Genomic DNA, 21,454 nt, shown 5'->3' with positions numbered 1-21,454 from the left:
TTGTGATCGCTTTTTATGTATTTTTAACAAGATAAATTGGAGATTTACTAGAATGAGTTTGCCAAACTTTTTGATTATTGGTGCGCAAAAGTCTGGGACTAGTTGGTTAGCTAGGATTCTTGGTGACCATCCTGAAATATTTATGGCTAACTCAGAAATTTATTTTTTTAATAATAAAGATAACTTTCATAAAGGTATGGAATGGTATGAATCCTATTTCGCTTCAGTTAATAATGAAACCCTAATTGGAGAAAAAACCCCAGGTTATTTAAGTCATCCAGATGCTTGTCTTCGAATTTATCATAATCTTCCCGATGTTAAGCTGATAGTAGTTCTTCGAAATCCCATCAAACGGGCAGTGTCAGCAATAAATCATCATAAGCGCAAGGGTAGAATATCACCGCTCCTGAATAGTAATACTCTTTTGTTAGGAATATTATCGGGAGATGAAAAATATAATTCTGAGGAATTAAAATATCAATTCATCAGCAGGGGACAATACTATTCTCAAATTAAGAGATACTATGATTATTTCTCCTCAAAAAGTATTTTAGTGTTAAGCTACGAGGAAGATATTGTTAAACACCCTACTGAATCGCTGCAAAAGGTGTGTGAATTTTTAGGGGCTGACCCAAGATTTAAATTCAATAAAATTGAAAGGAAAGTGAATTCATATAATATCAAAACAGGTGAGCTTTTACTGAACTACTACATTCCGTTTCTAAAGCCAATTAATCACTATGTTGGGAAAATTTTTCCTGATTTTTATTCAGATGATTTAGAAGAATCAACTATCTGTGAACTACAGGAGTTTTATTCTGAAGATAATGAAAAGCTCTTTGATTTATTAGGCAGGACAATCAATAGCTTGAACACAAGTAGATGAGAAAATTGAGAACCCACTCCATTGCATTTTTGCTAGTCTAATGATCCATTGCTATAGCTCTGGAGACGTCTGATTCTCAGGGGTAGGAGTGGATGAAGGCACAGGAGATATTTCTACCTGGGGAGTGGTTTCCACCTGCGGAATTGTACTCTCCTGATTGGCTGTCGGAGGGGAGGAGGACTGGCCCGGTGCAATCTGTTGCTTCTTGGGCTGAACCAACTGTTTTTCGCTGGTGCGTCCAGAAGAGGGAGGTTTCGATTGCACCGACTGTTTTTTGCTATTGCGTTCAGGAGAAGGAGGTTTCGATTGCACCGACTGTTTTTTGCTGTCGCGTTCAGGAGAAGGAAGTCTGGGTATCTTGGGTAAAGGTTCTTTGGGCGTATATCTCGGTTGATCAAGTCGCTTCACCAGGGCTTTAATCCGCTGGAGGGCAGCCTTGTTTTTACCCGTTCTTTGCTGAGCCCACCCTAAAGCCGTTTTAGGATCGTCTTGTAGATGACGGATGAGTGTTCCCCAGGCAATGGCATTTATATCCTTTGGATAAACGGCTAAAAATGCATCTACCCGAGTCGCCAGTCGTCCTGGATCTGCCAATAGCAGCTCTCTTACTTCCGACGGCTCTGTATTCGGGGTCTGAAATATCTTGAGTGCAGCCCGCCATTCGCCATTGATTAAGCGTGCCACAATGCTTTGGACTGGATTTGCAGAAATTTGTTTGGCTTGGGACTGAGCGACCTTGGCATGGAGATTGATATAGTCCAGTTGAGCCTGTGCCTTAGGGGACCATCGCTGGGGGTATTTCTGCTTGACTGCCAGCAATCCCTTCTGTGCAGGAGACCATAAACCACTCCGAGCTAATAATAGACTTTGGGCATAACCTTGATCCGCAAACGCCGGTTTAGCGAGGGAAATACGTTCCATCTGCAGAACACCCGTGGGAGCTGGATGGATTTGATACACAGCAAACCGAGGCTCCAAGCCAACGGTTTGCGAGACCATTAACTCCGGCTGTTGATTGCCTGTGACTTGCTGCCACCGAGGATATTCTCCCGCAGGGCTGGCCCAATTTAACATCAACACCAGACGGGCTTCATCAGGATGAAAATACATCACCTGGCCATAGGTGGCCGTTGCACTCCCCTCCGTGCGCAGTCCCGTTAAACGCAACCAAGATCCGGGTTTGGGGGCCGGATGATAGGCCTCAATTCGGGATAAGGGTAGGGGACGAGTGGACCCCGTGACTAAACGGGGATTGTTCGCTAGGTTCACCAATTTGGATTCCCTCAGCCCTTTGATGGCGACTTGGTCAAGCAATCGATAATAGCGCTTACCTTGGAAGAGTCTTAGCAAGGCCGGTAATTTTAAAGACCGATACACCTGGAGAGATTGAAGCTGTTGGCAGGCCATCTCTGCACAATCTTTGTCGTAAATCGGGACCAAAATATCCTTGGTGGCCACCAGAGGGTTTTGAGCCGCTGATTCAGCGGCCAACACAATGGGTTTACCTGGAGACTGTTCCTGTTGTTGCAGGCGTTTCAAGATTTGCTGTAATGTTCGCGGTTGATGAGTCGCGGTCTGTGTCGTTTTCGAGGTTGGCAAGAACTGATTGAGCCAAAAGGCGACATCTGGATCGGTAATCACCTGAAAACTGAGCCAACCTAACCCCATGACGGTTGTGACCGTTCCCGTGAGCAGCAATAGGTTTAGACTGGCCTGAAATGGACCCAATAGGCGCTTGGGCATGGACTGGGGACGAGCGCGATCTGGCTGCGGACGAGGGGTTGCAGTCACATACACCACTTTGCCGTTGCGAACCTGACGAGAAAATTTAGGGTTGATGCTCACTTCAGACGCTAAAAACTATATCCAGACGCTTCAAGACGACGACGGAAGTCGGTCAGAATATCCATCAAATCTTGCTGTCCCTGAGTGGGCACCAGATCACTTAATGGCAGTTTCCGTTTGCCTCCCCCCAGTGGTACAGAAACATCTGACAACACTTGCAGAATCTGGGGTTCTTCCAGCAATCCGTTTTCCAAAAGGTTACAAAATTGCTCTGCTAAGGATTGATGCAGATGGGCGTCACTGAGAAAGAGATGCCATTTGGCCACATCGATGTAGATTTTTTCGCCTATATCAGCGGCCAGTGCTTCAACGTCTGCAGTCGCAATTTGATCTGCCATACCTTAAATTACCCTCAACGACTAGGGTTTATATCATGGAGCGGAAGGTTAATCGCTCACCTTCTTTAGAATAGCCTTTGAATCTGACGATGGGAGAAGCGATCCACCCTCCAACTATGCTCTAGCATCCTCTTTTCCCCATCATGAGAGCGCAGGGGATAGCGTCAAGACACATCCCAACCCCGCTCATCCCGCAGATCTGGCATCGTTGCACACCCTTCTGCAGAAATATTCTTGCGAGTCAGAACCGAAAATACTGTCTTCCATAAAATAGAAAAATATAGCTTCATACTCTGATTGTTGACATACCATATATCAAGCTTGAACTTTTCATCCCAACTTAAAGCATTGCGGCCGTTGATTTGTGCCCACCCAGTCACTCCTGGCCGTACAAGGTGACGTTGGGCCTCTTCGTCTGTGTACAGAGGGCCATATTCCACTAACAATGGCCGTGGTCCGACAAGACTCATATGCCCCGTAATCACATTGATCAAACTTGGCAACTCATCTAAGCTGGTTTTCCTAAGAAAATAGCCTAGGCGAGTGATTCTATCCTCATCAGGCAACAGCTTGCCAGAACTATCACATTCAGTTGTCATCGTCCGAAATTTGATAATTTCAAAGACCTGACCGTTCCAACCAATTCTTTTCTGAAAAAACAAGGGAGGTTTACAACCAGAGACAATTAACACCAGCCAAATAAAGGCAATGGGTATCATCAAAAAAAGCAACCCTAAACTCGCTATCGTTAGATCAAAGAATCGCTGCATCAAACTTCTCCTCACGGCAAAATAGAATCACAAATACTGGTCTCCTGGTTTCCTACTACGGATAATTTTTGCTGGCGTTCCATAGGCCACAACAAAGGGCTGAATGGACGTCATAACAACCGAACCCGCACCAATAACGGTTTGTTCGCCGATATGGATACCGTGAACAAGAACTGCTCCTATACTGATGGCTGAATACTGGCCGATATGACAGTTACCGCCTGTGGTGGCATGTGGAGCAAGACTGGCAAAATCTTCTAAAACTGAATCATGATCCAGAGAAGAATGGGTGTTCAGAATGCAGGATCGACCGATTGAAGAACATGGATTGATAGAAACCCCTGCCATGACGACCGTCCCTTCTCCGATGGAAACTTCTGTTGCAATTGATGCACTGGGGTGGATAGCAGAAACAAACGGCAGGTCTGGGCATACGTCCTGAATCCGTCCTGCCACTTGTGAGCGCACAAAATTATCGCCAATGGCAACGATCACCCCCTTGATGGCATGAGCTGTCACCAATTCTGGTAAATCCTCTACTGGGCCTAAAACGGAGTAACCCAAAGTTTGCTCACCCACATTTCGGCCGTCATCCAGCAGGCCAGCGATGTTGTATCGGCCTTCCTGCTGCACGATGTCGATGATGACTTTGGCGTGACCTGAAGAACCGATGATGACGATATTGTCCATGTTCTCTATTGCAATATTCCAGGTAGTTTTGTAGTGAAGGTCACGCTAAAGTTTTTGGAGAAGTTGGACGGCGCGATTATATTACACGAGGTTGTTCTGCTGTTTGAATACTCTTGTCGCGCTCTTCTAGAGATTGATTAATCGAGAAACTTCCATTTGAACATCTACAAAGGCTAAAGGAGAAATCGTACCTGTTGTTAGCGTCAGTTCAGTGGTGTAACGGCTCTGCACCAACTCTCGAAACACGATGAGCTGACGTTGCCTCACATTAGCCGCCCAGTATTCGGGGATACCTGCCTCTGCATAAACGGCTTTTTTCTGGCCCAAGTCTTTGTCCAGCGTCGTTTGGGAAAATTCAATTAGCCAAAAGATATCTTCAGGATAGGGATGGTGGTCTAGATAAATTCGTCCTAGTGGTTTGACAATTGCAATATCTGGGGCAGGCTCGGAATCATTCGGTAGTGTAATCGGCTTAGCATCTCGAATTTTGACTCGGCTCCCTAGCAAGCCCCGTAGATAATCACCCGCTTCAGTGTTGTAGTAGGCATGGGGCTCTCGTTCCGGTGGCATCAGGACAATATCTCCTTGTAATAATTCCACCGGCTGATCATCAAATAGTCCAGCTTCAATCGCCTGGTGATAGCGTTCCACTGTCCATTTATAGGTTGTTACAGTCATGGTTGCCAGCCTCAAACACCCTGCTATCAGTATGGCATGGCGAAAATTCGCAACCCGTTAAATGCCTAAGGTCGCTCAAAGGGGTTGAGTTTTTGATCGAGGAGTTGTTGAATGCGATCGGCCTTATTTTCTAACGATTCGACCTGGTCGCCTAAAAGCTGCTTTGATTTCAGCTGATCCTGCTGGGCTTGGTCGTTATTCCCTATAAGCTTGTGAGCGAGTCCTCGATTGAAGTAGGCTTCGGCATAGTTAGGGTTAAGGGCAATTGCTTGGTCGTATTGGGCGATCGCATCTTCGTATTGCCATAATTCAAAGTAAGCATTGCCGCGACTGTTGTAGGCAAAGGCGTTTTGGGGATTGAGGTCGATGGATTGGTTTAGATCTGCGATCGCACCCTGGTAGTTCCCCCGCTGAAATTTATCAGTCCCCTGCACATACAGATCATCAGGAGTCAATTTAGCACCACCTGTTGCCACTTTTCCAGAAAATCCCAAAGCCGGATTAACCGTACTCACTGAACTTAAAAAGGTATTGATGGGAATACCCAGATTAAAGCCGGTCTTCACGTACACGGTTTCTGTTCGTTTGACCTGCCGTTCACCATCTGCCCGACCATGAATCCCGATCAGTTGGCCTTGGCTGTCTAGAACGGATCCACCACTCATGCCCGGTAAGGTGTTGTTGCTGTAAACCAATCCATAGCCATCGGCCAAAGGCCGTTTGGCATTCGCGGTCACTTTCCCCTCAGAAAAATTCCAAATAGGCTCAGTGATCGCAGCCGTCGGCATGGGAAATCCAGAAACGTAAATTGATTCTCCCGCCCTTACGTTTGATGAGTCTCCTAGTTTTGCCACCTGATAGGACTTGGCACTGGTAAATTCCACCAACGCCAAATCAATGCCAGGAAATTTTCTGACGTTGCGATAGGTCAACGGATATCGCAAATCATCTCTAGTGACCACCTCATATTCATCCGCTGTAGCCACCACATGGGCCGCAGTTAATACGGTGTACACGTCATTTTGGTGTTTGATCAGAACCCCAGACCCCGAGCTTGGACCATCGATCCGCACGGTGATTGACTCTGCGATCTCACTCACTTCTGCTGAACTCAGTGCCTGGGCACCCTGAAATGGAGCAGCAATAATTGCAGTGACAATAATCGGAGCGAGTGGATGGATAAACTTCATGGACAGCAATACTGAAAAATTAGAAACTTATCCTATTCCCTAGCACATTTGTATTAAAGATCACACCTTTTGATGGAGAATTTGCATTCCTGATGGCAGGATTATACGGTTCAGCGTTTAACGCAGCACGTTATAATTAACGATATAGAACCTAAAGTTCATAGAACGTGATTCGCAGTTTCAAGGATAAGGAAACGCAAAAAATATTTGATCGCCAACGTTCACGGAAGCTCCCGTCAGATATTCAACAAACAGCACTACGCAAGTTACGAATGCTTAACCGAGCAGATACCCTGCAAGATTTGCGTGTTCCACCTGCTAATCGTCTAGAACAACTCAAAGGAAATCGAGAGGGGCAGCATAGCATTCGCATCAACGATCAATGGCGAATTTGTTTCAAATGGAGAGATGGTAACGCTTTTGATGTCGAAATTGTTGACTACCATTAGTGAGCTATGAGTGAAGATAAGCTGCTACCGATTCATCCTGGTGAAGTTCTGCTGGAAGAATTTTTAAAGCCGATGGGCTTAAGCCAAAACAGATTAGCATTATCCATTCGAGTTCCAGCTCGACGAATTAATGAAATTATTCATGGCAAACGCCGAATCACTGCAGATACGGCCCTCCGTCTAGCGAAATACTTTGATATGTCACCCCGATTCTGGTTGGGGCTACAAATGGATTATGACTTGGATATAGCTGAAGATGAAATTGGAGAACAGTTAAACCAAGAAATTACTGTTCAAGGAAACCGACTTTGAAATATCCAACTTAAAACAGGCTTATCCTTCAGTAGACTCGCCAGATTCTTCTGCTAATTTATCCTTATCTTTTTTGAAAATAGGTTTGGTATCGTCTGCATCGCTATAGTCGGCAATCGCTAGTACATAGATAGCTTGTAAGACAATCACCCCTAACCAGCCCAGCGTTAAATTCTTGAGCCAGGGCCAATCTTGATACATCAGCAGCTTAAAAAACCATAGAGACGTGGCGGCAGTGGCATAAATAGCAATATTGAAGGCTAAATTGACGCGATCGCCAAAGCGACGAAAAGCGGTATCGTTTTTGCGATCGGGTTCTCGGGGCCAAAATGGCGGCATAGTTGCACGTATTCTCTGGGGTTTGTCTTCAGATTCTATGACAGGGGCATCCTCTGTCAACTCCAACCTTCATTGTTGGCGCTGCCACCAGGCTCTCACCAATCGAATTTCTTCGTAGGAGTAGGTATTTCCCAGCTTTTCTCGAATCTTCGATAGGGAAATGGGACCCACCCTTTCAATCATTTCAGTAATCGCTTGCTTGCGATCGCTAAAGGTTTCTCCCGAATCATTGCCTGTCACTAGCGCCTCAATCTCCTCAATATGACCCGCCTCTATTAGATCTTCCAAATGAACGGAGATTGTGCTGGACTTTAGCTCCCGTTCAGATGCAATCTCTTCTAGGGTCTTGCCTTGCTGATAGAGCTGAAAGGTCGCTAACACAGTATTAGACAATTTGAGCGTCGTTGGTCCTGAGGACTCCTCCAACTCAGCGGCATCCGCTTCACTGACCACGGGCAATCCCTGCTCTTGCCGATGAGTGCGTATTGCTGCTGTAAATTGCTGACCATACTGCTCCAACTTGCGCTTACCCACCCCCGAAATCTTGGCAAACTCCACCATCGTCTGAGGCTGCTGCTGGGCCATCAACTTTAAACTGGAATCGGCAAAGATCACGTAAGGGGGAACGGATTGCTGATCCGCCAACTCCTTTCGCAACTCTCGTAATCGTTGAAACAGCGCTTCTGCTTCTTCTCTGCGGGCACTGGGCCGTGCCTGTTCAGGTGCCGCAGGCACAGGCACAAACACGGACCGCTGATGTCGCAACACTTCCCAACTCAGAGTATTGAGTTTGAGGACAGGATAGCCATCCGTTGTTTCTGTAAGCAAACCTTGATGCAGCAAAGTCCGGCCCAATAACCGCCATTGATCCACCGTTTTGTCCTTGCCAATTCCGTAGGTGGAAAGCTGGTCATGACGACGCTGTAAGACCTTTTTGCTTTTGGAGCCACGCAACACATCGATGATATAGCTCATCCCATACCGTTCCTGGCAACGAGCCACACAGGACAATAGTTTCTGGGCCGGGATTGTCCAATCTTCTACAGGTTTGGGGTGACAGCAGTTATCACAGCCTCCACAGTCTCCCGCAAAGGTTTCGCCGAAATAGCCCAGCTGCACTGTTCGCCGACAGACCGTACTTTCGGCATAGTCAATCACCTGGCGGAGCTGTTGGCGGGCAATTCGCTGTTCATTTTCTAACGGGTCCCCCGTTATTGGATCGACTTTACGTTCAATCAGCCATTCGATGGTGTGAATATCCTTAGTGCTAAAGAACAGTAGGCATTTAGACGGTTCACCATCCCGGCCCGCTCGGCCTGCCTCCTGGTAATACCCTTCAATATTGCGTGGCAAGTTGTAGTGAATTACAAACCGCACATCCGGTTTATCAATGCCCATACCAAAGGCCACCGTGGCCACCATCACCTGGACATCGTCTCGAATAAACCGTTCTTGATTGAGGGTACGGGCACTATCGCCCATCCCTGCATGGTAAGGCAAAGCCCGAATGCCATCCGCCTGCAAACGGGCTGAAACCTCATTCACTTCCCGCCGACTTAAGCAATAGACAATACCCGAATCTTGACCCTGCTGATGAATCTCGCGATAGAGATCGGCATACGCCTGACGGGACTTGGGGCGAACCTCGTAATAGAGATTGGACCGATTAAAGCTCGCGACATGCACAAAGGGGTGCCGCAATTGCAGTTGGTGCATAATATCCTGGCGAACTCGCTCAGTTGCCGTTGCCGTTAAGGCATACACCGGAACTTGGGGATAGCGTTGCCGCACTTCTGCTAAACGCCGATACTCGGGTCGAAAGTCATGTCCCCACTCAGAGACACAGTGGGCTTCATCCACGGCAAAGGCAGCTAATCCCACTTGAGTTTGGACCTGATCTAACAGGCTGAGAAAGGACTCATGGAGTAGCCGCTCGGGAGCCACGTACAACAGCTTAATTTTGCCAGCATAAATCTCAGCAATGCGCTGCCGAGCTGTGGTGGCATCAATACTGCTATTCAAAAAGGTGGCTGGAATATCGTTAACCTGTAAGGTGGTCACCTGATCCTGCATCAGGGCAATTAAAGGAGAAATCACGACTGTCAGCCCCGGTTGCAACAAGCCTGGCAACTGGAAACAGAGGGATTTACCGCCGCCCGTGGGCATCACGATCATTAAATCTTGCTGCTGAAGAGCCGCTTCAATGACTGGTCGCTGACCCGTTCGAAACTGGTCGTAACCAAAGTAGTGCTTGAGGGCTGCTTCTAAGGAAGAAAATTCAGAACTCGATGCAATAGACTTCAATGTCATGGGCAGTATAGAAATGAAATTTGGATGCTGCACTATTAAGCTGCGATGCGTAACCGTTAAGATATTGTTTATCTCTGTTACCGAACGATGAAAGGTCATTATCCATTTATCTGGGTCACATCAAAATGATCCACAGATAAGCTAGGTTAGAGTTTGACCTTTGTTATTGTTTGTTTCGCCCCGAACAAAGCTACCTTTCATGCCCAAACGCTTTTCCTGGATCATACCGAATCAATTGGCTGTGGGTTCCTTTCCCCACCAAACCTCTTCTGCCTCTCAACTTCGACGCGAAGGCATCACTGCTGTGCTTTGCCTAAACGAAGAAGATGAACAGCCTGTCCCCAATGATATTCAAAATGGGTTTTTATGGAAGCGAGTCCCTATTCCAGATGGGTTTACCGGAGGCGTTCCCTCCGAAGAACAATTTGATGATGCGCTCAAGATCTTGAATCGTTGGCAGCGCAAGGGCCATATCGTTTATGTGCATTGCCTAGCAGGTGTGGGCCGTTCGGCCTCTGTTTGTTGTCTGTACGTTGCCCAGAAGCAGGGGTTGGCATTGGAGGATGCGATCGCATTTGTCAAAGAGCAGCATCACTATGCCTCACCTGATAAAAATCAAGTTCAAGTCATGCAGGCCTATCTTGAATCTACCCCGAGTTAGTATTCACTTCTGACTGTAAATACAACGCCTTACGGCATCACAAGGATGAGGCACCTAATGCGGTCGTGAGTCCATAAAGTGTGGGTTTGTTAAACCTATCGGGAGTTGAGTTTTCCTGTTGGCTGATGCAATGTGAGTCATCCCAAGACCCACAAACATGGTTAGCCCAGTAAAGGCAGTCAACGTTATCGTTGCCCACACGGCTAAACAATGAGCAGGGCTGACGGAGTATCTCTGGGAATGGCAAGACTGAGTCACCTATCCCCCACTTTGTTGAGACACAATCAACGAATAAACAATCCCTTCCTCCAAAAACAAGTGTCGATTTTTTGGAGAATGATTGAAAGGTCTAAAAGCTCATTCCAGAATAGTTTTAGAGCTTGACCCCTGATTAGGACTCAAGCTCTAAATTTTTTTCCTCAAGTAAGAACTTAAACTCAAGAAGTGTAAGTAAAGCCTGAGCCGTTTAGATTCAGGCTATTTGCTCCACCAACAATCGCGATTAGCTCATCTGTACCCGATGTTTTGAGGAAAATAGCCTGACCAGAAGGAGTACCTTTTGGCGATGAGCCCAAACGATAATCACTTGCAGTTCCATGTAGGCGGATCTTGTCACCTTGGGTAACCTCATATCCCTCGATATGGGCATAATCTCCTGCTCCGAGTGAGTTATTCTTACCGTCGTTATAAAACGCTTGGGATTTGTTTCCTAGAATATACAAATCACCTCCGGTCCCCCCCTTCAGTGTATCTTTCTGAGATTTAGAGGCACTCGAATTAGCGCCAATCCCCATTAAGACATCACTACCCTCTCCTCCGTAAAGGGAATCATTACCCAGGCCACCATACATGGTGTCGTTTCCTTTATTGCCGATTACTTTATCCCGACCTGAACCCCCATAGAGGCGATCATTACCCTCTCTGCCTTGTAACAGATCATTACCGCCGTCCCCATAAAGAGAATCGTTTCCTTGGGCTCCATCTAGAGTATCTCGACTACTCCCACCTCGAAGTTTATCCTTTCCGCTCTCTCCAAAAAGCTGATCATTCCCTGACCCGCCTTCTAGGTAATCATTCCCTATCCCTCCTCTGAGCAGATCGTTACCTAAATCACCTTTAAGACGGTCATTCCCCTTACCCCCATAGAGACGATCATTTCCTGCTTGACCGTAGATGGAATCTGACCCACTATTCCCCGATAAAGTATCAGCACCATTTGCGCCTTTAATCGTGTCATTCCCAGCCAAACCAGCTATCTTATCTGACTGATTTGTACCCTTTAGTAGATCATTCCCAGCGGTCGGCGTTTTTGGAGAAGGGGGTTGTTGGGGTGGAGGAGTGGTTTGACCATCTGTTTGAGCTACATAGTTGCCTGGATTGGCACCTGCACCAAATACTTGGGTCCAATAGTGAGAATAATTCACCTGTCCTGTATCATTCGTCAGCAAATGGTATCCCAATCCCATATGGGTAAAGTTTGGATTAAGGATATTAGCGCGATGTCCTGAACTGCGCATCCATCCTTGAACAACGGCTTCTGGCGTAGTTTGCCCTGCTGCAATATTTTCACCCCATGTCGACCAATCCGTGTATCCGGCAGCCTCAATACGATCCCCTGCGCTAGTACCAGTTTGCGGATCATTATGACTAAAGAAATCACCAGTGGCCATGCGTTTGGAATGCCCATCAGCCGCTTGATCTAATTTCTGACTTAAACTCAAGGTGTTCAATCCGGCACTCGATCGTTCCTGATTAACTAGTTGCAAAATCTTCTGGTCAAATTTGTCTTGATTTAAGATCGCCATATTAAGATTTTTCGATGGTCAACATTTAATACGTTATTGTTCGTATGTGAAGATGTAGTGAATGGAAGATTAATTTAATTCTTAGGTATTATATTTTTTTCAATTTTAAACCTGAAGAAATGTTAAAATTATTTATAGAAAAAATACTTTATTTGTGTCATAACTACACAATAAAAAATTCTCTGTTTCTAAACTATGCTTCAAGGCTAATCAAAAAGAGAGTCTCTCTGATTAGCCGACAGAACAGATATGAGTCAACCTTGCTATCCCTCACGGTCAAACGTTTAGAGGCTGTTTGAGAGGTTTTAGTACTCCTCAAATAGCCTCTAAACCATCAGTCGAATTATCACCACAGATACAAGAGCCACAGCCGTCCTGGTCAGCACTTCATATTCTTTCTTGAAACGTCGAGAATACAACAACCATCCAAGCGTCCGTTCTACAAATCGCATCGGGGGAATAACCTAAACCGAATCCTTCTTAAGTTGGAGGACATCGGGTGAATAGTTAGCGCCTTCTAGCATGATTTCGGTCACGGCACCATAGCATCGGTCCAGGTATCTTCGAGTTCTGGGGGCCATTGTTCTTGCAGCGTAAAGGCAAAGGTTTTGAGTAGGGTTCCCCCCACTATGGGATAGTGTTCCGGTAAAATCCCATACTGCACATGGCGAGCCCCCAGCCCCGTTAAGGCATCCCCTAAAACGCCTGGCTTCGTTAAGTTATCGACAACCAACACCAGTGAGGCAAACAGCTTCTTGGCCTGACTTTGCATATAGGTATTGGCAAATAGAGGTTGAACTTGGGGGTAATTCGCAAATAAGGTGTTGTAGAAATAGTCCGTGAATTCAGTGCTGCGATCGCGAATTTGGGCAAAAACGTTTATCTCTTGAGAAGCTGACATAGCCTAACTTTGAAGAACCCCCTCAAAATTATCCCTCGATAGCTGGTGCTTGTTGAATGTCAGCATTATTTACTTTCCTTTATATAAAATCGGCTCACTTTGCATAAAAACAAGACATAAAGACGATAAATCTCTAGGAATAAAACACTTTAGATTTAGCCTTAGCAATCGTCAAATCGGTCAACCAATTTATTGTTCCATAGCAACCAAGGAATCAAAGTGACACAGTATATTGCAGGCATATCTGGTCGGATCTGGGATGAGTATTATGCAGAATTTAAAAATTACTTTAGCCAGGATCAAGTACGGGATGGCTGTCATCCTTTGATCTTTGAACAGGCTGAACCGACTGAAAAAGCGATTGTGCTAGTTCAGGGTTTGTCTGACTCTCCCTATTTTATGAGCGCAATTGGGGAGTATTTCTACCAAGAGCTGGGGTATAACGTCTACTTACCGCTTCTGCACTTTCACGGCTTAAAGGCCCCCAAGGGGATGGAAGGTGTAGAGCTAGAAGAGTGGAAAGCGAATGTTAGATTTGCCGTCCATGCGGCCGACAGCAAGGCCGAAACTGTTTCCATCGGAGGTTTATCAATGGGGGGTGCCCTGAGCTTTTATATAGCCGCCACTAGCCCTCGGATTAACGGCGCACTCTACCTCTTTTCTGCTGCACTTGATTTACAGGGTGGTCGCTTTGGACTGTTGGGCGAGGTGCAAGAACGAGTATTGAGAACTTTTTGGCCCGATTTATTAGAACCTATCCTGAACAAAGCAGCGCCTCCCTTAGTTCGTGACGACCATCCCTACAGTTATACCCATGTTGATCTGGATGGGGCTCAAGAACTAGCGAGGCTGATTAAGGAAACGGATGGTCTCCTGAAGGAATTCAGTCCTAAAGCACCCTTTGCCAAGCCAGTCTTTGCGGCCCATTCTGAGGCTGATACTACAGCGAGCTTAGAGAGAATTAAGGCGTTGCAGTCTGTGTCCGATCCAAGTTTATTTCACCTCTATATTTTTCCCAAGGCATTGGGGATTTCCCATGCTAATGTCGTCCTGAAAGAAGCCATTCAGAACGAAGAGGGGACAATCTTAAAGGAGGCCAATCCCAAGTTTACAGAGATGATGGCGGCAATTCAGCAGTTCCAAACGTCCATTCCATCAGCTCGCATCGGGAGAACCCCTTAAACCGAGTCCTTCTTAAGTTGGAGGACATCCGGCGAGTAGTTAGTACCTTCTAGCATGATTTCGGTCACGGCACTATAGGCATCGGTCCAGGCAGCTTCGAGTTCTGGGGTCCATTGTTCTTGCAGCGTAAAGGCAAAGGTTTTGAGTAGGGTTCCCCCCACCATAGGATAGTGTTCCGGTAAAATCCCATACTGCACATGGCGAGCCCCCAACCCCGTTAGGGCATCCCCTAGTACGCCAGGCTTCGTCAAGTTATCGACAACACCAGTGAGGCAAATAGCTTCTTGGCCTGACTTTGCATATGGGTATTCGCAAATAAAGGTTGAACTTGGGGGTAATTCGTAAATAAGGTGTTGTAGAAATAGTCCGTAAATTCAGTGCTGCGATCGCGAATTTGGGCAAAGCTGGACTCTAGTAGGTCAGTCTTTAAGCTCATGGGGGGTAACTCCAACAAAGAAGGCTGACTAAGAGTCTGGCAAACACCGGCATAGTCTTCTATAGAGGTAGCTCATAGAATGATCAGGATGATTCAGCGGAAACCCCTTGGGTATCAGACACTTCGCTACTAGCGGTGAGAGTGGATCAAATAACCAGAGTTCTGTAGCCTAAGACTGAGGTTGCTAGCCCTTTCACTAACTCATTGCAGTTGTGATGACGTGATCACCCATAGATAAAATCAATGGATATTGTATTTGCAGCTTTTCTGTCTGCTTCCCTTTCTGAGCCTTTTCAATGCGATACCCCAGAGCAGTCTACTCTCACGATCAATAAAGTCACTCCTTTGCTGATCGCTGATAAAAAAGGGTGTGGCAAAGGGTGTACACCATTGGTCGACACCATTGCACCCGCTAAGCCGAAAAAGTGTGTAATCAAACTCTATACCGCCGAAACAGATATTAAAAGACCCTTCGAAAAGCTTTGTTTGCTCAATGCATCCACGGGTAGCACGCTGTTTAGCAATAAGTCTCCTGAAGAAGCAACGAAGCGCTTAAAACAAGCAGCTTGTAAATGTGGGGCTGATGCCATCATTATCAATGATGTGAATCGTGAGGGCACAAGCGCATTCTCCTGGGGAAAAAGTACGGCGAAAGGCATTGGTATTCGTTACACCGGGCAACCTGCTACAGTAACGCCAGCCCAACCCTCCCCTGAACAAAGCGCTGAGACTGCGTCAGCTTCTACCTCCCCCAGCCCCGTTCCCCCTGAGTCAGTCTCTCCACCGTCTGCGCCCCAAGCAGACCCTTACCAAATTGCTAAGCAAACGACCGTCTTAGTTGAAGGGCAGAACCCTGGTTCTGGAGTGATCATTACGAAGACCAACAATACTTACTACGTGCTCACGGCCAAACATGTGGTGGCTACACCTGATGAATATGAAATTGTCACCCACGATGGTCAGAGATTTGATGTTTCCTCTCAAAAGATCAGACGCTTGCCCAAACACGATTTAGCCATGATAGCGTTCACTAGTAATCAGAGCTATCCCGTCGCTCGTCTAGGAAATTCTGAGCTGGCGAAGCAGGGCATGAACATTTATGTGTCTGGTTGGCCGGTGCCGGAACAAGCGATTACTCAACCCACTCACTTAGTGACCAAAGGTGAAATTGTAGGCTTGCAAGCCGGAGATAAAGAAGGGTATGGCCTTCTCTATAGCAACAACACAGCCCCTGGCATGAGTGGTGGACCCATCTTCAATCCTGAAGGTCGGCTGATTGGGATTCATGGACGAGCCGCAGGCAATCAGGTCAGTGGCAAAGTGGGCATTAATTTGGGCATCCCTATCAAGGTGTTTACAGAGTCCGCCTCCCAAGCTGGGATTGACTTGCAGCAACTTGGCCTCAACGCTAAGAATTAGTTCATCGTGGATCACCAAATGATAACGAGAAGGGTGATACCTCTTTGCGATCGCTTTCCTTGAATTTGCATTAAAACCGACAGTCATCTGGGTTTCTTCGTAGGACAATATTAGACTGACTGGAGTTAAAGCTTATAATGCGGGTCTGAGCTGACCTGCTGTTGAGCGACAGCATCTTCAGTCCAGTTACTCGTCGACCCTTCACATCACCCAATATGAATAGCAATACTGTTCCGGCCCAACAAGGTCTTTATGATCCACAATTCGAGCATGATGCCTGTGGATTGGGGTTTGTCGTTCATCAATTGGGTCAAAAGTCTCACGACATTATCGAACAAGCCCTGACGATTTTGGTGAATCTGGATCACCGGGGAGCTTGTGGGTGTGAGACCAATACCGGCGATGGGGCCGGGATTCTAATGCAGATTCCCCATCGATTTTTCCAAAAAGAAGCGGCTCGCTTAGGATTTGAGTTGCCGGAGCCGGGACAGTATGGCGTGGGCATGATCTATTCGTCCCCCGATCCCCAGCAGCGGCAGGCCAGTCGGCAAGCCTTTGAGCAAGTAGCCGTCAGTGAAGGCCAGTCCGTGATTGGCTGGCGGGATGTCCCCACTGATAATGCGTCGCTAGGTAATACCGCCAAGGCCAGCGAACCGTTTATGGAACAGGTGTTTATTCAGCGTGGGGCAGATATCGCGGATGATATGGCCTTTGAGCGCAAGCTGTATGTGCTGCGTAAACTGGCCCACAATGCCATTCGTCCCACAGATATTGATCCCTGCTGGTACGTGGCCAGCTTCTCCTGTCGGACTCTGGTGTACAAAGGCATGCTAATGCCCATTCAGGTGGGACAGTATTACCCCGACTTACAGGACCCCGACTTCGAGAGTGCCTTAGGTCTAGTACACTCTCGCTTTAGCACCAATACCTTTCCCAGTTGGGATCGAGCCCATCCCTATCGCTACATTGCCCATAATGGTGAGATCAATACCATGCGGGGCAATATCAACTGGATGAATGCCCGCCAGTCCATGTTCGAGTCGGAACGGTTTGGCGCGGATATGGCTAAGGTACAGCCTGTTATCAATATTGCAGGGAGTGACTCCACAATCTTTGACAACACCTTAGAAATGTTGTTCTTAGCGGGGCGGTCTCTTCCCCATGCGGTGATGATGATGATTCCAGAACCGTGGACGGCCCATGAGTCCATGAGCGAGGCCAAAAAAGCCTTTTACAAATACCATTCCTGCCTTATGGAACCCTGGGATGGTCCCGCTTCGATTTCCTTTACCGATGGCACCATGATTGGTGCCGTGCTGGATCGCAACGGCTTGCGCCCCTCTCGCTACTACGTCACCAAAGATGATCTGGTGATTATGGCCTCTGAAGCGGGCGTGTTGCCGATCGAACCGGAGCGGGTTGCCCTGAAAGGTCGCTTGCAGCCGGGCCGTATGTTTGTGGTGGATATGTCCGCAGGCCGAATCATTGCTGACCAGGAAATTAAAGACCAAATTATTTCAGAGCACCCCTATGGGGACTGGCTCGATCAACAAATGGTTGGACTCGATAAACTGCCTGCGGCCACGCCTGCCCCAGACTACGAACCGGACACCGTCCTCCGCCGACAGATGGCCTTTGGCTATACCTTTGAAGAGCTACGGATGCTGATTGCCCCGATGGCCAACAATGGTGTGGAAGCCATTGGCGCGATGGGCTCAGATACCCCGTTGGCCGTGTTGTCCAATAAGCCCAAGCTGCTCTACAACTATTTCCAGCAGCTGTTTGCTCAGGTGACCAATCCGCCCATCGACTCGATTCGAGAGGCGATTATTACCTCAGCCGAAACCACGATTGGTGCGGAGCGCAATTTACTCAAAGCCGAACCCGAAAGTTGCCATTTGATTGAGCTAAAAACTCCGATTATTACGAATGCTGAATTGGCTCAGCTCAAAGCCTTAAACGGTGATCCATTCCAATCCGTCACGCTGCCCATCTTGTTTGATCCGCAGGCTGGGGTACAGGGGCTAGAAGCCGCCATGACCGGAATTTGTGAGCAGGCAGATGCTGCGATCGCAACTGGAGCCAGCTTAATTATTTTGAGCGATCGCCAGATCGAACAAGACCAGGCACCCATTCCCGCCTTATTGGCTGTTGCAGGACTACACCACCACCTGATTCGTCAAGGCACCCGCACCCGCGTCGGCCTAGTTCTAGAGTCAGGCGAACCGCGTGAAGTTCATCACTACGCCGTCCTGATTGGCTATGGCTGTGGTGCTATCAATCCCTATATGGCCTTTGAAACCATTCACGACATGATTCATCAGGGGTTGATGGTCGATATTGAGCCGAAGACGGCCTGTAAAAATTATATTAAGGCCGCTACCAAAGGGGTGATCAAGGTGGCGTCTAAAATTGGCATTTCCACCATCCAAAGCTATCGCGGTGCTCAGATCTTTGAAGCCATTGGCCTTAACCAATCAGTGGTAGATCAATACTTTAGTTGGACCGCTTCTCGGATCGAAGGGGCCGATCTGGCGGTTTTGGCGCAAGAAGCCATTCAACGGCATCGCCATGCCTTCCCTGATCGCGATGTGGAAACCCAAACCCTGGATGTGGGTGGGGAATACCAATGGCGGAAGGAAGGAGAAGCGCACCTCTTTAGTCCCAAGGTGATTCATACGTTGCAACAGGCCGCCCAAACTGAGAATTTTGAACTGTTTAAGCAGTATTCGGCTTTGGTCAATGAGCAGAATGAACAACTCTTTACCCTCCGGGGATTGTTGGCCTTCAAGGATCGACAACCCGTTCCCTTAGAGGAGGTGGAGCCCATTGAAGCGATTATGAAGCGGTTTAAAACCGGAGCCATGAGTTATGGGTCTATTTCTAAGGAAGCCCATGAATCGCTGGCAATTGCCATGAATCGTGTCGGCGGCAAATCGAATACCGGGGAAGGCGGCGAAGATCCTGAACGCTTTACTTGGACCAATGACCAGGGCGATTCCAAAAATAGCGCCATTAAGCAAGTCGCCTCCGGTCGGTTTGGGGTTACCAGTCTTTACCTCTCGCAAGCGAAGGAAATTCAAATCAAAATGGCTCAAGGCGCCAAGCCCGGAGAAGGGGGGCAGCTCCCTGGCCGCAAAGTCTATCCCTGGATTGCCAAGGTGCGGCACTCTACGCCAGGTGTGGGCTTGATTTCACCGCCACCTCACCACGACATCTACTCCATTGAAGATCTAGCCGAGTTGATTCACGATCTTAAAAACGCCAATCGCTCCGCTCGCATTAATGTCAAACTGGTATCCGAAGTGGGTGTTGGCACCATTGCTGCAGGGGTAGCCAAGGCCCATGCCGACGTCGTGCTAGTCTCTGGTTTCGATGGGGGCACGGGTGCATCCCCCCAAACCTCCATTAAACATGCAGGTCTGCCCTGGGAATTGGGCATTGCCGAAACCCATCAGACGCTGGTATTGAATAATCTGCGCAGCCGCATCGTCGTTGAAACCGACGGCCAACTGAAGACGGGACGGGATATCGTGATTGCTGCGCTCCTAGGGGCGGAAGAATTTGGCTTTTCCACCGCCCCTCTGGTGACCTTGGGCTGTATTATGATGCGGGTTTGTCACCTGAATACCTGTCCGGTCGGCGTGGCCACCCAAAATCCCCAACTTCGCCAGAAATTCACTGGCGACCCGGCCCATACCGTCAATTTTATGAAATTTATTGCCCAGGAAGTACGGGAGCTGATGGCTCAACTGGGCTTCCGTACCCTGAATGAAATGGTGGGCCGCTCGGATGTCCTGGAACCCCGGCGGGCGATTGACCACTGGAAAGCCAAAGGACTGGACTTCTCCAACATTCTCTATCAACCCGACGTTCCGGATGATATTGGTCGCTATTGCCAAATTCCCCAAGATCATGGTCTAGAGAAGTCTTTAGATATGACCACGCTGCTAGAGCTGTGTCAGCCTGCGATAGAGAAGGGGGAACCCGTGAAGGCCACACTCCCCATCAAAAATATCAATCGTGCCGTGGGTACTATCCTGGGCAACGAGATTACCAAGCGCCATTGGGACGGCCTACCCGAAAATACCATTCATCTGCATTTCCAAGGGAGTGCAGGCCAGAGCTTCGGCGCTTTCGTTCCCCAAGGCGTCACCCTTGAACTAGAAGGCGATGCCAATGATTACTTTGGCAAAGGTCTGAGTGGGGGTAAGATTCGCCTCTATCCGCCGAAGGCATCTACCTTTGTGGCAGAAGAAAACATTATTGTGGGTAATGTCGCCTTCTACGGAGCCACGAGTGGTGAAGCCTATATTCGCGGGATTGCTGGTGAGCGGTTTTGCGTTCGTAATTCTGGGGTGCAAGCGGTGGTGGAAGCTATAGGCGATCATGGCTGTGAATATATGACCGGAGGCAAGGTCGTGATCCTCGGCCCCACAGGACGTAACTTTGCAGCAGGGATGAGTGGAGGCGTCGCCTATGTGTTAGATGAAGCCGGTGATTTTGCCACCCGCTGCAATCAAGAAATGGTGGGGCTAGAGACCCTCGACGATCCTGAGGAAATCAAAGATCTACAAGAGATCATTCAACGTCATATTGACGCTACCCAAAGCACCAAAGCCACGAAGGTGTTGGCGGAGTGGGAAACCATGGTGCCCAAGTTTGTCAAGGTGATGCCACGGGATTATAAGCGGGTATTGCAGGCGATTCAGGCTGCGATCGAGGATGGTCTTAGTGGCGATGATGCACTATCTGCAGCCTTTGAGCAAAATGCCCGGGATGTTGCCCGCATTGGAGGCAGTTAGCATCACAACAGAAACGCTACAGATTGTAGGTAAGGAAATAGGCAAAGCCGTTTCAACTGTATGCTACGTTAGCGAGTATCTCGTCTAGTCCCAGAGGCACTATTGTTGTCCAAAACGAAAAAGCTAGGCAGCTATACCCAAGCGAGTTGGATGTTTGTTCACCACTACAATGTATGCTTGCAGAACTAACTAAGACTACCAAAGTAGAGTGCTTGGTCTTTCTTGGTGAATGTAGAACCCAACTATTCAGTATTTACCACGAAAAGATGTACATATCTTGGAGGCAATACCTTTAGATTCTCTGTAATTCTACGGAACTTTATGGAAGAGATAACTTGAGTGATATGAAAAGTTTCAGGGATGGGTAATGTATATTTGGGAGCGAAAAAGACTTGAATCCAATACCCAAAGAGAGACTTTACAACTATGAAGACTAAT

At 47.7% G+C, this 21,454-nt stretch carries 19 protein-coding genes and 1 pseudogene; 7 read left to right on the top strand and 13 right to left on the bottom strand.

The window, feature by feature from the left end:
• The first annotated feature begins 52 nt into the window (after positions 1-52).
• Positions 53-886 (top strand): sulfotransferase, encoded by an 834-nt coding sequence (locus Q0986_RS10565; protein WP_299409518.1) that lies wholly within the window; start codon positions 53-55, stop codon positions 884-886.
• A 51-nt stretch (positions 887-937) separates the two neighbouring features.
• On the opposite strand, the gene Q0986_RS10560 is transcribed toward Q0986_RS10565, so the two are convergent.
• From Q0986_RS10560 to Q0986_RS10535, 6 genes are all read right to left on the bottom strand, one after another.
• Positions 938-2,731 (bottom strand): hypothetical protein, encoded by a 1,794-nt coding sequence (locus Q0986_RS10560; RefSeq protein ID WP_299409515.1) that lies wholly within the window; start codon positions 2,729-2,731, stop codon positions 938-940.
• A gap of 8 nt (positions 2,732-2,739) precedes the next feature.
• Positions 2,740-3,069, bottom strand: a complete 330-nt coding sequence (locus Q0986_RS10555; protein ID WP_299409512.1) for a DUF3181 family protein — start codon at positions 3,067-3,069, stop codon at positions 2,740-2,742.
• A 164-nt stretch (positions 3,070-3,233) separates the two neighbouring features.
• Positions 3,234-3,839, bottom strand: coding sequence for a sugar transferase (locus Q0986_RS10550; protein ID WP_299409509.1), 606 nt, complete (start codon positions 3,837-3,839; stop codon positions 3,234-3,236).
• A 27-nt stretch (positions 3,840-3,866) separates the two neighbouring features.
• Entirely contained in the window at positions 3,867-4,529 is a 663-nt protein-coding gene (locus tag Q0986_RS10545) for an acetyltransferase (protein WP_299409505.1), read from the bottom strand.
• 126 nt (positions 4,530-4,655) lie between these two features.
• Entirely contained in the window at positions 4,656-5,207 is a 552-nt protein-coding gene (locus tag Q0986_RS10540; protein WP_299409502.1) for a Uma2 family endonuclease, read from the bottom strand.
• A 65-nt stretch (positions 5,208-5,272) separates the two neighbouring features.
• Entirely contained in the window at positions 5,273-6,397 is a 1,125-nt protein-coding gene (locus Q0986_RS10535; protein WP_299409499.1) for a trypsin-like peptidase domain-containing protein, read from the bottom strand.
• A gap of 167 nt (positions 6,398-6,564) precedes the next feature.
• Here Q0986_RS10535 and Q0986_RS10530 point away from each other — a divergent pair, with 167 nt between their 5' ends.
• On the top strand, positions 6,565-6,846 hold the full coding sequence (locus Q0986_RS10530; RefSeq protein ID WP_299409496.1) for a type II toxin-antitoxin system RelE/ParE family toxin: 282 nt from the start codon (positions 6,565-6,567) through the stop codon (positions 6,844-6,846).
• A 6-nt stretch (positions 6,847-6,852) separates the two neighbouring features.
• On the top strand, positions 6,853-7,158 hold the full coding sequence (locus Q0986_RS10525) for a HigA family addiction module antitoxin (RefSeq protein WP_299409492.1): 306 nt from the start codon (positions 6,853-6,855) through the stop codon (positions 7,156-7,158).
• A gap of 21 nt (positions 7,159-7,179) precedes the next feature.
• Here Q0986_RS10525 and Q0986_RS10520 read toward each other — a convergent pair whose 3' ends face one another.
• Both Q0986_RS10520 and recQ read right to left on the bottom strand, forming a co-directional pair.
• Positions 7,180-7,497 carry a hypothetical protein gene (locus Q0986_RS10520; RefSeq protein ID WP_299409489.1) on the bottom strand — a complete coding sequence of 106 codons (318 nt, stop codon included), beginning with the start codon at positions 7,495-7,497 and terminating at the stop codon, positions 7,180-7,182.
• Positions 7,498-7,566: 69 nt separating this feature from the next.
• Positions 7,567-9,807 (bottom strand): DNA helicase RecQ, encoded by a 2,241-nt coding sequence (gene recQ / locus Q0986_RS10515; RefSeq protein WP_299409484.1) that lies wholly within the window; start codon positions 9,805-9,807, stop codon positions 7,567-7,569.
• 199 nt (positions 9,808-10,006) lie between these two features.
• On the opposite strand from recQ, the gene Q0986_RS10510 reads away from it, so the two are divergent.
• Positions 10,007-10,468 carry a dual specificity protein phosphatase gene (locus tag Q0986_RS10510; protein ID WP_299409479.1) on the top strand — a complete coding sequence of 154 codons (462 nt, stop codon included), beginning with the start codon at positions 10,007-10,009 and terminating at the stop codon, positions 10,466-10,468.
• A gap of 437 nt (positions 10,469-10,905) precedes the next feature.
• Here Q0986_RS10510 and Q0986_RS10505 read toward each other — a convergent pair whose 3' ends face one another.
• The 3 genes and pseudogenes from Q0986_RS10505 to Q0986_RS10495 form a co-directional block, all read right to left on the bottom strand.
• Entirely contained in the window at positions 10,906-12,273 is a 1,368-nt protein-coding gene (locus Q0986_RS10505) for a CAP domain-containing protein (RefSeq protein ID WP_299409475.1), read from the bottom strand.
• Between the two features lie 326 nt (positions 12,274-12,599).
• Positions 12,600-12,716, bottom strand: a pseudogene (locus Q0986_RS10500) (IS5/IS1182 family transposase); the annotation flags it as partial.
• 89 nt (positions 12,717-12,805) lie between these two features.
• Complete coding sequence (locus tag Q0986_RS10495) at positions 12,806-13,174, bottom strand: globin domain-containing protein (RefSeq protein ID WP_299409471.1); 369 nt, start codon at positions 13,172-13,174, stop codon at positions 12,806-12,808.
• A gap of 219 nt (positions 13,175-13,393) precedes the next feature.
• Between Q0986_RS10495 and Q0986_RS10490 the strand changes: the two genes are divergently transcribed.
• The gene (locus tag Q0986_RS10490) at positions 13,394-14,356 is read left to right on the top strand and encodes a hypothetical protein (RefSeq protein WP_299409468.1); all 963 of its coding nucleotides are present in this window, start codon (positions 13,394-13,396) and stop codon (positions 14,354-14,356) included.
• Here Q0986_RS10490 and Q0986_RS10485 read toward each other — a convergent pair.
• Entirely contained in the window at positions 14,353-14,607 is a 255-nt protein-coding gene (locus tag Q0986_RS10485) for a globin domain-containing protein (protein ID WP_299409466.1), read from the bottom strand. The two genes, Q0986_RS10490 and Q0986_RS10485, sit on opposite strands and share 4 nt — an antisense overlap.
• A complete protein-coding gene (locus Q0986_RS10480) occupies positions 14,604-14,792 on the bottom strand; it encodes a globin domain-containing protein (protein WP_299409461.1) in 189 nt (62 codons plus the stop codon). Before Q0986_RS10480 ends, Q0986_RS10485 begins: the two co-directional genes overlap by 4 nt.
• A 243-nt stretch (positions 14,793-15,035) precedes the next feature.
• Between Q0986_RS10480 and Q0986_RS10475 the strand changes: the two genes are divergently transcribed.
• Both Q0986_RS10475 and gltB read left to right on the top strand, forming a co-directional pair.
• Positions 15,036-16,211 (top strand): serine protease, encoded by a 1,176-nt coding sequence (locus tag Q0986_RS10475; protein ID WP_299409458.1) that lies wholly within the window; start codon positions 15,036-15,038, stop codon positions 16,209-16,211.
• Between the two features lie 215 nt (positions 16,212-16,426).
• Entirely contained in the window at positions 16,427-21,016 is a 4,590-nt protein-coding gene (gene gltB, locus Q0986_RS10470; RefSeq protein WP_299409455.1) for a glutamate synthase large subunit, read from the top strand.
• The last annotated feature ends 438 nt before the right edge of the window (positions 21,017-21,454 follow it).

Source organism: Acaryochloris sp. IP29b_bin.148, assembly GCF_028285565.1.
Lineage (GTDB): Bacteria > Cyanobacteriota > Cyanobacteriia > Thermosynechococcales > Thermosynechococcaceae > Acaryochloris.
The sequence above is the reverse complement of the archived record's forward strand: the minus strand, read 5'-3'. Positions and strand labels throughout refer to the sequence as shown.

Excerpts from the sequence above, each read along its gene's own strand:
- Q0986_RS10495 (WP_299409471.1), bottom strand. The coding sequence starts at position 13,174 with ATGTCAGCTTCTCAAGAGATAAACGTTTTTGCCCAAATTCGCGATCGC.
- Q0986_RS10510 (WP_299409479.1), top strand. The coding sequence starts at position 10,007 with ATGCCCAAACGCTTTTCCTGGATCATACCGAATCAATTGGCTGTGGGT.
- Q0986_RS10480 (WP_299409461.1), bottom strand. The coding sequence starts at position 14,792 with ATGAGCTTAAAGACTGACCTACTAGAGTCCAGCTTTGCCCAAATTCGC.
- Q0986_RS10565 (WP_299409518.1), top strand. The coding sequence starts at position 53 with ATGAGTTTGCCAAACTTTTTGATTATTGGTGCGCAAAAGTCTGGGACT.
- Q0986_RS10475 (WP_299409458.1), top strand. The coding sequence starts at position 15,036 with ATGGATATTGTATTTGCAGCTTTTCTGTCTGCTTCCCTTTCTGAGCCT.
- Q0986_RS10545 (WP_299409505.1), bottom strand. The coding sequence starts at position 4,529 with ATGGACAATATCGTCATCATCGGTTCTTCAGGTCACGCCAAAGTCATC.
- Q0986_RS10520 (WP_299409489.1), bottom strand. The coding sequence starts at position 7,497 with ATGCCGCCATTTTGGCCCCGAGAACCCGATCGCAAAAACGATACCGCT.
- Q0986_RS10525 (WP_299409492.1), top strand. The coding sequence starts at position 6,853 with ATGAGTGAAGATAAGCTGCTACCGATTCATCCTGGTGAAGTTCTGCTG.
- Q0986_RS10505 (WP_299409475.1), bottom strand. The coding sequence starts at position 12,273 with ATGGCGATCTTAAATCAAGACAAATTTGACCAGAAGATTTTGCAACTA.
- Q0986_RS10535 (WP_299409499.1), bottom strand. The coding sequence starts at position 6,397 with ATGAAGTTTATCCATCCACTCGCTCCGATTATTGTCACTGCAATTATT.
- recQ (WP_299409484.1), bottom strand. The coding sequence starts at position 9,807 with ATGACATTGAAGTCTATTGCATCGAGTTCTGAATTTTCTTCCTTAGAA.
- Q0986_RS10555 (WP_299409512.1), bottom strand. The coding sequence starts at position 3,069 with ATGGCAGATCAAATTGCGACTGCAGACGTTGAAGCACTGGCCGCTGAT.
- Q0986_RS10540 (WP_299409502.1), bottom strand. The coding sequence starts at position 5,207 with ATGACTGTAACAACCTATAAATGGACAGTGGAACGCTATCACCAGGCG.
- gltB (WP_299409455.1), top strand. The coding sequence starts at position 16,427 with ATGAATAGCAATACTGTTCCGGCCCAACAAGGTCTTTATGATCCACAA.
- Q0986_RS10550 (WP_299409509.1), bottom strand. The coding sequence starts at position 3,839 with ATGCAGCGATTCTTTGATCTAACGATAGCGAGTTTAGGGTTGCTTTTT.